This window comes from Priestia sp. TRM10 (genome assembly GCF_057808375.1).
In genome coordinates, this window is sequence record NZ_JBJZOT010000015.1 from 409,747 (window position 1) to 421,893 (window position 12,147).

7 protein-coding genes are annotated in these 12,147 nt (G+C 39.0%); all 7 read right to left on the reverse strand.

The features are described 5' to 3' along the window. Positions 1–125: 125 nt before the first annotated feature. The 7 genes from ACK3CR_RS18855 to ACK3CR_RS18885 all read right to left on the reverse strand — a co-directional run bounded on the left by ACK3CR_RS18855 (position 126) and on the right by ACK3CR_RS18885 (position 12,034). A complete protein-coding gene (locus ACK3CR_RS18855) occupies positions 126–2,858 on the reverse strand; it encodes a hypothetical protein (RefSeq protein WP_488975935.1) in 2,733 nt (910 codons plus the stop codon). Positions 2,859–2,873: 15 nt separating this feature from the next. Beyond that, positions 2,874–5,507 (reverse strand): tetratricopeptide repeat protein, encoded by a 2,634-nt coding sequence (locus ACK3CR_RS18860; RefSeq protein WP_488975936.1) that lies wholly within the window; start codon positions 5,505–5,507, stop codon positions 2,874–2,876. A gap of 124 nt (positions 5,508–5,631) precedes the next feature. Next, positions 5,632–5,904, reverse strand: coding sequence for a WXG100 family type VII secretion target (locus tag ACK3CR_RS18865; protein WP_061805366.1), 273 nt, complete (start codon positions 5,902–5,904; stop codon positions 5,632–5,634). Positions 5,905–6,106: 202 nt separating this feature from the next. After that, entirely contained in the window at positions 6,107–10,126 is a 4,020-nt protein-coding gene (gene essC / locus ACK3CR_RS18870) for a type VII secretion protein EssC (protein WP_488975937.1), read from the reverse strand. Positions 10,127–10,136: 10 nt separating this feature from the next. After that, positions 10,137–10,481 (reverse strand): hypothetical protein, encoded by a 345-nt coding sequence (locus ACK3CR_RS18875; RefSeq protein WP_243518755.1) that lies wholly within the window; start codon positions 10,479–10,481, stop codon positions 10,137–10,139. Between the two features lie 11 nt (positions 10,482–10,492). Beyond that, positions 10,493–11,260 carry a hypothetical protein gene (locus tag ACK3CR_RS18880; protein WP_328122630.1) on the reverse strand — a complete coding sequence of 256 codons (768 nt, stop codon included), beginning with the start codon at positions 11,258–11,260 and terminating at the stop codon, positions 10,493–10,495. A gap of 9 nt (positions 11,261–11,269) precedes the next feature. Next, a complete protein-coding gene (locus ACK3CR_RS18885) occupies positions 11,270–12,034 on the reverse strand; it encodes a vWA domain-containing protein (RefSeq protein ID WP_243518750.1) in 765 nt (254 codons plus the stop codon). Positions 12,035–12,147: the final 113 nt, after the last annotated feature.

Here is a 12,147-nt window from a genome sequence, read left to right on the forward strand (position 1 = left end):
TATATTCCTTTACTTTTTCTAAATATTTTTCGCACTCTATCATCATGTCCCTCACATTCTATTTCACTTTTAACCTATAACTTTTTTATACAGTAAAGGCCGGATTTCTCCGGCCTCTTTATCTATTACTCATATCCAAGATCATTTAATGCTTTTTTAGCATTTGTTATTGTTTCTTCCCCTGCATATTTACCAATCTCAGCAACGGCTTTATAGTAAGTTGCAGCTTTCACTTTCTCTTCTTCACTTCCTGTGCTCCATGTTTGAGCTTGTTCTAACATACTGCTTACATGAGCATCATAACGCTGTTGAATTTTTGCTTTTTCTTCATCAGACCAACCGGTGTTTTCTAATGCTCCAACTGCTTCATTTAAGTAATAAAGCCCTTGCTGTTTGTTTTCTTCTACATTTTGTTCTTGTTTTTCTAAAGTATTTACTCGATCAAGTATATCAATCACTGTCTTACGACTTTCTGCTTGAGTTTTTATACTTTCATCAAGACCTTTTACATTTACTAACAAATTGTAGATCTTAATTTGTTCGGTAACGTCTTCTGTACCTACTTCATCTAACAATGCTTGAGCCGTTTCCTTCATTATTGTCGATGTCAAGTCTTTCTCTGGATACAGTCGGTTTGCTTCACTAAAGTAGACAAGAGCTTCTTGATTATTACCTTTTTCGTGAAGATCTTTACCAGTTGTAGCATATCCATAAGCTGTCTTACGGTCAACAGCCGTTTGCGCGATATCTTCATTTACATCTTTTGCTGTTACTGTTAGAATCTCGTATGCACGTTCAGCTTGTTCTTGCTCCATGCCTACCGCTTTTTCACTTAAAGCTGTATTCGCTTTTTGTAGAACAACTTTTGCTCCATCTGTTTCTTGTCGTTTATAGCCTTCATGAGCAAAAATAACGGCTTGTGTTGGATCTTCGTCAATTAGTTTTTCAGCTTGCATAACTAAGCGATAGCCATAGAACTCATCTTGTGCTTTTTCACTAATTTCACTTGGTACTGTTGATAGTCCAGTTAAAGCAGCATAGCTTTGAGAGAGATATTTCTTCGTATCTTCATCTGTGTAAGCATTATTGCTCTTCATATCTTTAATAGATTGTTCAAGAAGCTTCTCACTTGCTTCCTTGATAGTATCTTCTAATTCTGGATACTTTTCTACATATGCTGAAGCTTGTTGAAGAACTTGGATATATTCCCCTTCTTCCATCAACTGATTAAGAGACTTTTTAAGTTCTTTTTGATCATCAACTTTTGATTCAGTCTTATTATCATCATCATCTGTTTCTACTTTAGTTGTATCATTCTTCTCTATTTCAGGCTCATCTGAAACTTCCACTGATTCGCTAAGGATACGAAGGGCTTCGTTTCGTTTAGCTTCTGCCTCGTTTCCAGCTTCAGTTGAATAATTGGCAATAAGTTGATAGCTGTTAATTGCTTCAATAAGGGCTTTTTGATTAGCTTTACGTTGCAGCTCATCTAGCTTGTTATTTCTTAAATTCTCAGCAGCTTCATTTGCTTTTTGATCTGCTAAAGCCATCTCGCTGTTTTTCGCTTTCTCCAGTTCATCCTTGTTTCCGTTTAAAAGGTCTTTAAATGTACCAGCGTAATAAAGCTGATCTTTGGAGCTTCCTACGTTAATAACATAAACATCAACATATTCTTCACGCGTAACTTTTTCAATTTCTTCTTTAAGCTTTGCAAGCTGTGCATTGTATACTCTAGCTTGCTCATCATTAAGCTGAGACTGGTTTAAAGATTGAATAAGCTGACGTGCTGTAATATCTGTATCGTTTGCATTGTTGTAATTTCTAAGCATCTCGTCCAATAGGGTAACAATTTTTTGATCATTTAAGTCCTCTTTATTCCCATAATAAAGGGCATTATAGACTTGCTGTTGTTTTTTATAAGATATTAAACGATCATATGTTTCTTCTGGAAGAGCAATAGAAACGTTCTTAAGGGGCTGATCTCCTTGGTCTTGGTCATTATTTCCTTGATCCTGATCGTTGTCTCCTTGACCTTGATCGTCGTTTCCTTGACCTTGGTCGTTATCTCCTTGACCTTGATCGTCGTTTCCTTGATCTTGATCGTCGTTTCCTTGACCTTGATCGTCGTTTCCTTGACCTTGATCGTCGTTTCCTTGACCTTGATCGTCGTTTCCTTGACCTTGATCGTCGTTTCCTTGACCTTGATCGTCGTTTCCTTGACCTTGATCGTTGTTTCCTTGATTTTGATCGTTGTTTCCTTGATTTTGCTCGTTGTCTTCTAAAGGCGGCACTAAGCCCCCACCGCTAGGAATATTATCAGTATCATTATCTTCCCCTAAGTCTAAACTCCCTCCCGAAAGCTTTGGATCATCAACAGTCGGTAGTGGGCTCTGATTTAAATCCGTTGGAAGCACAGCAACAGGACCATTCGGCGTTTTGTCATCCTGCACCCCTGCTACATCATCCGTCTTACTCACAACAGGCTCTGGAACATCTGGAAGCTCTGTTGGATCAATGCTTAGGAATGTTAAAGGATCTTCTGATTTTGATGGGTTAAAAAGATAAGCAAACGGATCGCTTGATTTTGTTGTCGTTGTTTTATCTTTGCTATCTGTTTTCTTATCGTCACTGCTTTTATCTTTCTTTAATTCACTTAAGGCTTTCTCAAGGTCGCTTCCAATTTGCTCATCTGCTGTTTTTTCTTTTTTATCCTGCGTTGCTTCTGTCGCTACTTCTGGCTCCTGCTTTTTATTAAGCTGAATTGCCACTACGATCAGAACTGCAAGACAAATGGTGACAATGCCCCCGATAATCCATCTTGCTTTTGGTGACATTTTCTCATTTTGTTGTTCTTCCACGTTGTTCCCTCCCAATTAAAGTAAATTGCTTTCTTTCATCTTTTGAACAGCATCTTTTGAAGACTGAACATATTCTTCGTTATCATTCATTTCAATTACTTGGTTGAAGTAAGTTTCAGCTTCTTTGTATTGCTTTTCACCAAGCTTGAATTTAGCGTATACAAACAGCGTATTGCTGCTGTTTGGATAGTCCTCACGCGCTGTCTTAAAGTACGCTTCAGCTCCTTTTTTATCTCCCACTTTGTTGCTAGCAAGAGCGGTGTTAATGAGGAGGTTCTCACTTTTCACACCAAGACCTAATGCTGTTTTATAATCATCAAGCGCTTTTCGATATTGCGCTGTGGATCCGTTATCGTTCAGCTCTGTAAGCAGTTGTCCGAAATCGTAGTGCATGCGTCCAAGACGCGCTAAGAGCTGTTCGTTTTTCGGCTCTTCTTTTAACACAACAGCTAGAATGCTTATGCCTTCTTCATAGTTAGCTCGCTTTTGTTCATTTGTTGTACTTGGCATCGCATTAATAAGCGCATACGTATCTGAAAGGGCTTCAACATGGCGATCTCGCGTTCCTTCAAGCTCCACTGCTTTTTTATAGTACGTAAGAGCTTCATCATAACGCTCAACAACAGAGAAAAGCTCGCCTTTTAAATATTGATAAAGAGCTTGACTTTCAGCGTCATCTTGCGGAATATCTTCAACAATATAGTTTGCTTTATTTAGCTTGCCAATCGCAATATAGCTTTCAACTAAATCATGAACAAGGCGGTTGTAGTACGAGCTTTTCTTTGCTTCATATCCTTGTTCAAAATAAGAAATGGCTTTTGCATACGTTTTTTCTCTGTAGTAAGACTGCCCTGCTAGGTAGTTTGCTTTTTGGCTGCTTTTCGATAGCTCTTTTTGCTGAAATGCTTCATCAAAAAGCGTTGATGCTTTATCATTTTCACCTGTTGCTAAGTAAAGTTGACCAAGTTTCAAATATACTTCAGGCTTTTTCTTTTGCTCCATTGCGCTCTTAAAATACTCTTCTGCTTGAAGGTAATCGCCTTTTTCATATGCCTCTGTTCCATGAGCAAGCGTTGTTTCCCACTTCTCATTTGCTGAATAACGGAAAGCCCAGACAGTGACGCCAATTGTGACAATAACAAGCGTCACAACAGAAATCATAATCCAACGCTTTTTAACAAACGTTCCGACCTTTTGCTTGGCAGGTTTTTTTGCTTCTTGTGTAAAGGGTCTTGTTTGAATTGGTGTAACAGGTCGCTTTTCTTCATCTTCTTTCAGTAGTTCCTGAAATGTTTCAGTCGTTGATTTTTGTCCTGACTCCTCGTCCCGCTTTTCCGCAAGCTCGCTCATAATGAACTGAAGCTCTGTTTTAAAAGAAGGTTCAATACTTGGCAGCATGCTTGCTCGTTTGTAAAAGAGAAGCGCTTGGTCATAGTCATAAAGCTTCTCAAAATGAGCAGCGGCCTCTAAGTAATCTTGGACAATAAAAGGTCTGCTGTTTTCTTCATAAGGATGATCAAGAAACATCTCAATCTCTTTAACAATTGATTTATGTTCTTGAAAATGATGAACAACATAGCGATACTCAAGCTCTGCTGCGTCTTTTTGACCTAACCCTTCAAATTTCGCCGCAATGTCAAGGTGGTCCTGAACCGATAATTCGTTATCCCCTTTTTCACCTTGAATGCGTGTGACATCTTCTTCAACTCGATTTCTAACATTTTCAGGGAAAAGATTATACCATTCCTTAAACGTTGGACAATCTTCTAACTTCTTACTCTTCCAAACTTTCTTGAACAAGTTCTTGCTTTCTGGTCCAAGCGTTCCACTTATCGTTTTTAATAGAAGCTTAAATCGATCATTGTTTTGGCCAATTTCATCTGGTTTAAAGTAGCTTGCATCATCTGCTTTATTTTTTCTCACTTCATCGCTATGCCAAGAGATCATCTCAGCTAGTAGGACAGCTCCTGAGAAACGATCCGCTTCCTTACACCATTTTCCTTCCTTAATATAGTAAGGGGCATATCCGAAAGATCCGCCTGGCAAAGACTTTGGTTTTGTCAGATGTGGCGCATACATTTCTTCAACGTCAACAAATTCAATGTTCCCAACCCCATCTCTTCGTTCAGTTGAAAAGAATGGAAGAATAATATTACTTGAGGACAAATCACAGTGTGCAAGTTCGCGCTGCTCTAACTCTCGTAAAATGTATGTAAACATACATGCTATGTATAAACTTTCATCACTTGTTATCTTTTTTTCATCAACAATAATGTCTGCCCATGTCGGACCTTCAATCCACGGCATCATTAAGGAATATTGCAAATCTTCATAAGTGGAAAGCAAGTGCTCGTGTTCTTTTATTTCAACGACTTTTCGCGCGCAAACGCGAAGGCCAGGCAATTCAGCATATGGCTTAATATCTTGAGCAACCCCTACTTGATTGGGGCCTCTGAAGCGGTCGCGAAATACTTTAAGAGCTACAAAGTCTTTTCTCCCTGCTTTTGTTGTTTTAAGCTGATAGACGGTACCTTGTCTGCCTTCTTGTCCGTAAGGCATATCTATTCCAACAACAGCAGGATGTTTTGTAAATGAGTAGGATGTCGAGAAAAGCTTAATCTCATCGCCAACTTCCGGATGAAAGCTCATAAGCATACCCTCAATTCTTTTTATAGTTAAAACGATTTACTCTTTATTTGAATAACTGCTCTTTGATTTATCGTAAGAAAGGCTAGCTACCTTTGCTGTAGCTAGCCTTCCTCCAATCATGGTCTTATTGACCGTCAACTTGACGGAAACGTGTTGCGATATCAGCTAACTCTTGACCAATAGAATCAAGTAACTGTGTATATGCTTCCATATGTTTTTGAGACTGTTCAAACTGTGTGAAGAAACGTTGTTTTGTTGCTCCATCCCAGCGTCCATCAAGAGACTGTAGTGCGTTTCTTAAAGTTGAACATTGTTGACGACTTTGATCTGCACCGTTTTTAAACTGTCTTGAAATTCCATCTAGTTCTTCTGGTGAAACAAGAATTTTCATTGACATAATATTTTGCAGCTCCTTTATATTCAAATAGAGTAAATATATTACATGGAATAATATATTATAACTTTATAGGAAACTAAATAGTTTTAGAGGAATTTAAGTCTTTATAACCATTCAACTAAGGAATATACTACTAATTTCTCTTTAAACTAATATTTTTTATAATCCTATAGTTCTAGTTCTATACACACCCAATTCGACATTATTCAACAAAATCCTTAGTTTTCGATAATTTCGTAAGCAAGCTTTTTTGTTCTTCTTTGTCGAGGAATGGAAGAGCTGCTTTGATTTTCTCATGCTGTCCTCTTATAATAAAACCTTCTCCTGTTGGAAGCTCTCGGTCTGTTTCACTATGCGTTAACCTCATATTAAAGAAATAAAGGTCATTTGACATTGTTGAGCCAAGTAAAATGCCCGTGAATTTCTTTTTAAGGTTTACAAACCATGTGTCATGGCCGTATGCTGTGAATCCTCCTACACTTCCAGCAAAGATAAAGTGTACATTTTTTTGCCGAGCTGTTTTGGTGATATTTTCAAGCTTTGGTTTGATGTTAAAGTCCATGGAAACTTGGCTCATAAAGTTCTCTCCATCATCAACAACAATAATGAGCGGTTTGTATGTTGGGCCTTCTTCATCTTGAAAACTTCCGAAATCAAGTGAAGCACCTTCTCGCGTTGCGAGTTCTCTTTCAATTTCATCAAAAAGCTCGTTTGCTTGCGTAAGATCTGTTGCATAGCCTTTTACATGTGGAAGAGAAGCAAGTGTAAGCATTCCATTGCGTTTTGGCTCAAGTTCGATAAGATATATGTCAATCTCATCACTTCTAAATTGTCTACCCATTCCTAAAATCAATGTTTGGAGGAGAGCGGTTTTTCCTGACTCAATGCGTCCTGAGACAATAATATGGTTCTCCTCTTCAATATCAAGCGATAGAACATTTAAATCTTCTTTTTCGAGGCCAAATGGCAATGTTTTCGGTTTAATTCGATCTCTTCGGTTATAAAGGTCCTTTAGTGTAACAAGTTTTGGGACGAGCGGAATGGAGAATGCTTCACTGCCTTTATTTTCTTCCTTCATTCTTTTTCCCCAGCCCTGCAGAAATTTCATTTTCTCAAGTTCGTCTTCTCCTTCATACGGAGTTGCTGCTTGGAACATGTATGGTGGAGTGCTTCCTTTAATAAACCCTCGTCCAGGCGGCAAGTCTGTTGCAGCAAAGTCAGGTCTTCCAACTGCAAAATGGAAATCTGAACGATCTGCAAGCTCAAAAGCTACCGCTGATTGGAAGTTATTGCGATATCGCTCGTACATATCATTTGCTTGGTTAATACTTGTGATGAAATAAATGCCATATTTCGCTCCATCTCGAAGCAAGTACTCAAACTGCTCATTTTCTTCTTCAAATGTCTTTCTAAATGTGGCGTAGCCATCAATCGCTACAACGATAGCAGGCAACTCTTCACCTGTTAAACGTCGGTAGTTCACAGGTGAACTTACTCCATGCTCAGAGAAAAGAGAAATGCGTAAACGCAGTTCTTTTTGAAGAAATTTAAACAAGCGCATCATTTTTTCTTCTTGTTCTTCTCCAATGACATCTCCAACATGCGGGAAGTAATTAAAGTCATGAAACTGACGACTAAAGTCAATCACATATGCGTTCAACTCGCTTGGCGCATAGTTGAAAAACAAGGATAAAAGCGCAGACTGAAGGAAATATGTTTTTCCTGAACCAGGCATCCCGTAGATGAGAAAATGTCCTGCTTCCAAGTCAATTGAAATTGGAAACTGTGTTTGATTACGAACATCATCAATTAGTCCTGATGTAATAATCAAACCTTCTTTCTTTTCTTGCCAGCGCTCAACACTCCACTTTTCTGATTCAATGAGGTCGGTAATCGGTAATGACTGTGGAAGCGGAGGCTGCCACGGTCCTTGTAGCGGTTCGATACCCGCAAGTTTTGCTTCATTGCTTATATAGTGAATAAGCGCATTGATTTGCTTTTGCTCTGTTTCCTTTTCAGATTTTAGAGCTTCATAATAGGAGCGCGCTCCATTTAGCCCAATTTTAGCAATCTCGATTTGTCGCTCTTGTTCTTCCTTCTCTGGATGATAAGGAGCCCCGCTCCATGCAGATTGGAAATATTCAAGCACTTCATTGTTTCCAACTTGAAAATAGCCTCGTCCTGGCACATTGATATCCGCTGCATTCGGAATTTTAATCATCTCTCGGCTGTCTGTTTCATCTTGTACACGTAAACACACTTTAAAGCGCGAGTTACTCCAAATTTTATCGTTAACAACTCCAGTTGGTTTTTGGGTTGCAAGCAGAAGGTGAACACCTAGCGTACGTCCAATCGCGGCAATACTAACAAGCTCATCCATAAATTCAGGCTGCTCTTTTTTCAGTTGAGCAAATTCATCAATAACAATGAATAAATGTGGAAGCGGCTCTTTAAAACGCCAATCTGATTTAAAATACTCATCGATATGCTGAAGATTACCTGCTTTATTAAACAGCTTTTGTCGGCGTTCAAGCTCTGCTCGAAGGGAAGTTTTAGCCCGTTGAATCAGATTTGGATCTTCTAAGTTTGTAATCGCTGCTACAACGTGGGGAAGACCGTCAAACGTATTGGACATTCCTCCGCCTTTATAGTCAATAAGCATAAAAGAAAGCTCGTGCGGATGATATGTTAGGGCAAGTGATAAAATGATGGACTGAATCACTTCACTTTTCCCGGAACCTGTTGTTCCAGCCATTAAACCATGGGGACCATGCCCGCCCTTTTCAATTTTGTCGTGGATGTTCAAGAAAACGGGCTTATTTCCTTCCCTCACTCCGATAATAACCGGAAGCGTGAGTGGATAACGGTTTTCATTCCAACGATCAAGCACATTTAATTCTTCAACACGCTGTTTTTCGTACATTGATAAGAACGTGAGCACGTTCGGTACATTAATTGACGCCGACTCTTTTACACGAAGCGGTGCGCTTGCTCTGGCCATTTCTTTTGCTTCTTTTAAGGAAAACTGATCAATAGCTACTTTTTCAGAGCCTGTGAAATATTGAATTTCATCTTCACCAGCAAATGTTTCGTAAAGCTTAGCAACGCCATTTTTCACTTCAATAATAAGTTCACATTCCATTGGCAGCGTCTCTTTTTCAGGAGACATTAAAAACGTACAAGCTCCAATTTCTTCTTCTTGATTTAAAAGAAGCGGAAGCAGTGGATCATCCTCTAAAAGCGTTAAGTCGCTTAAAAAGAACACAAACTCAGGCACATGCGCTTCTTTTTTATTGTCGGCTCCCTTTTCAAGTCTACGAATATTTAACATGCTGTAAAGCGTCTCAAACAGCTCTGTTGTCTCTTCTTGCCCTTTTGCCATATAGCGTAGCTTTCGCCCTTGGCTCCACGTGTGGGGCAGCCAGCGCATCCACGACCATTCTTCTTCCTCTTCTTCATTGTAGTTTGAGACAACTTTCACTTCTTCAGGTGAATGATGTGTCACAAGCTGTAAGGAAAGAACGCGTGCTAAGTTTAAAATCTCCGCTCTGTCTCCAACAAGACCAACGACACGCTTTTCTTTTAACGGAATGGTAACAGGTACCCCCACCACTTCACGATAATGCTCCTGTAATTTTTGAGCTTCCGCAATAAGCAGGTTTACATCATATCCTTGCTGATTTGGTACTTCTATTTCCATTTGAAACGGTCGTTTTCCGATTCCTACGCGAAGTTCTAAAAAGTCATCTGTTTGCGGCGTTCTCTCCCAAAGCGTACTTTTACGCTGGTGAATCCGCTCCAAACAATGATCAGGGTGTGGATTATGCTGACGTAAAAACGCTTCTTGATCAGAACGGATGTCTTCAATTTCTTTTTGATGTTTTTCAATTTGCTCTAGATATTCTCTATGTAATGTTTCGACTTCATTTCTATGTGCTTTCTTTTTGCGAAAATGCATCACAATTGTAGCTGTGTAAGAACCAATCATGGGTACGCTCATCGCAAGCATAAAAATTGGATACATACTGTTGTTCATAACCGTTTTGGACAGCCAAAACATAATCCCAACCGTTGCAGCCGTTAGAAATATAGGAATAACCATTGATTCAAATGAAAATTTCGGCTCCTGCGGTTCTTGTTTTGGACTATGCACAACCATTTTCCCTGTTGGTAAAGCAAGCTTTAAACGAGGTGAACGTTTAAAGTATGGTGATTTTCTCATAACGTCCTCCTTATTGAATCATTTTCCACACATAATCATCAGAGCGTTCTACAAGCTCTTCAATTTGTTCATCTTTTCCTTCATAAATAGTTGGTAATGAAGACATGCCTTGTTTACAGAGTCTCAAGAATACGCCGTCCCAAATCATTGCGTATTCTAGCGTTTCTTCTGGATCTGCTTTATACCACTGTTTTTGGTCGAAAGAATATTCAATCTCTGGTGGCTCCATTCCTTTATACGCATGTTGAAAATGCTTTGCTAGAAGGCTTGCTGCTTCTTTTGCTTCAATATCATTTGGAAGCAGCAGATCAAGCTCTTCTTTTCCATGAATGAACGTTATAATAATTTCTTCCATATCATCACTTCCTATAACGTAATTTCTAAAAGAGAGATATCATCACTTTCAGGTGTGGATAAGCTATGAGAGATAGCTTCTTTTATCTCGTCATTTCCTATCTCTTTTCCATCTAAGAAAGCCAAACCATCTGAATAAAGAAGAAGTTTATGAAACGCACATGATTTTTGAATCACTATATTGGCTTTTTCACCTATAAGCCCTCTTTTCGTTGACCATCTTACCCCTGTTTCTAATTTACTTTGATAAACTGCCTCTCCATTATCTGAAAAAAAGCGTACTCTAATATCGCCTCCACTACTTAAAAATAAGCGATATAGTCCATTAGAGAGCGCATCAATTCGCCCGCAAGCAAACATTGTCTCGCTTCCGTTATCTCGTTTTTCTTCAAGTACGCTCTTCACTAATGGGGGAAGATATGAATGTACAGGCACAGCTTCTATATATTTTGTCGCTTCTTCTGTTAACGTCTCTAAATAAGCAGGAAAAAGAGTCTCTCCTTCTTCATACAGAAGTTCATCTTGCTTCATAAGCCAAGCAACAAGCTTATCTCCTAAAAATCTTGCTGCAGCATCTCCATAAAAAGACAAGCTAACACCATCACAAAGAGCAAAAGCAAGTGTGCCATTTTCTTCTTGAAAGACAAGATAATCCTGACTCTTTTCTTCGTTCTCCATTGTTTCGCGAGCCCTGTAGAAACCATAACAAAGCTGAAAGAAGTCAGTATTTAAAAAACATAGCTCTTCTTCTTTTCGCTGATTACTTTTAAAACCGTTCATTGTTTCCTCCTATCTAACAGGAGTTGCAGCCGACATTTGAAAGCCGAGGGACACAAGATCTTCATTTGCCCCAGGAAGCATCATGACTGCTCCTTCTTTAATGCTATATCCTGTTTCATTCATCATTGTTCGGTAACTTTCAGGAATAGGAGAAGATAGCTTTTTTAGCTTCATTCCATATTGATCAAGAAACGCTGTTTGCTCTTGAATGCCACCCCATTTTTTGGGATCTAAAACAGGTTCTTTTAAAATGTCATCGGAGATGAAAATATTTTCAACAAGTACATTACCATCTTTTACAGTTAATCCTTGTATTCTTTTAACAATTGCTTCTGGATCTTCTCCTGTATATTCTCCATCTGTCATATGACATACAAGTGGAGCAGGACATTCTTGAAGATGCGGAAGTTCTTCCTTTAGAAGGTCTTCCACAGCCTGAAAGCCTTTCGCTGTGTTTGTAAAGCGCTGCGTTTTGATATTTTTAAGCGGTGGTTTACCAGCGAGCTCATCAATTCCTTTCGGGCCGTCCAATACGTCAAAAACGTAATCACTATATGCTAAGATAGATACGCGATAGCGCGGGCTCAATCGACTACCTTTTGTAGAACGAAATACCATCTGCCGAATAGCAGATTGTAGAGCAGACGCAACAACGTCAATTCGCTTTTTTTCACCTTGACCAGATTTCATCATCCCGTTCATTGAGGCACTAATATCTAACAAATAAATAATATAAGCAGGCGTTCCCTGCGTTGCTTGTTTTTCATAACTCATGCCAGTTGCCTTCCTTTCTCTCTCTTTTTTTCATAAGGCAAGGTTTGTGAGAGTACCTTCTTACCAAATGGTAATATTTATAGCAAATTCTCTTTCAATATACATATTTTATC

What these genes read in the sequence shown, in the direction of transcription:
- ACK3CR_RS18860 (WP_488975936.1), bottom strand. Translation starts at nt 5,507, where the DNA reads ATGAGCTTTCATCCGGAAGTTGGCGATGAGATTAAGCTTTTCTCGACA.
- ACK3CR_RS18875 (WP_243518755.1), bottom strand. Translation starts at nt 10,481, where the DNA reads ATGGAAGAAATTATTATAACGTTCATTCATGGAAAAGAAGAGCTTGAT.
- essC (WP_488975937.1), bottom strand. Translation starts at nt 10,126, where the DNA reads ATGAGAAAATCACCATACTTTAAACGTTCACCTCGTTTAAAGCTTGCT.
- ACK3CR_RS18865 (WP_061805366.1), bottom strand. Translation starts at nt 5,904, where the DNA reads ATGTCAATGAAAATTCTTGTTTCACCAGAAGAACTAGATGGAATTTCA.
- ACK3CR_RS18885 (WP_243518750.1), bottom strand. Translation starts at nt 12,034, where the DNA reads ATGAGTTATGAAAAACAAGCAACGCAGGGAACGCCTGCTTATATTATT.
- ACK3CR_RS18880 (WP_328122630.1), bottom strand. Translation starts at nt 11,260, where the DNA reads ATGAACGGTTTTAAAAGTAATCAGCGAAAAGAAGAAGAGCTATGTTTT.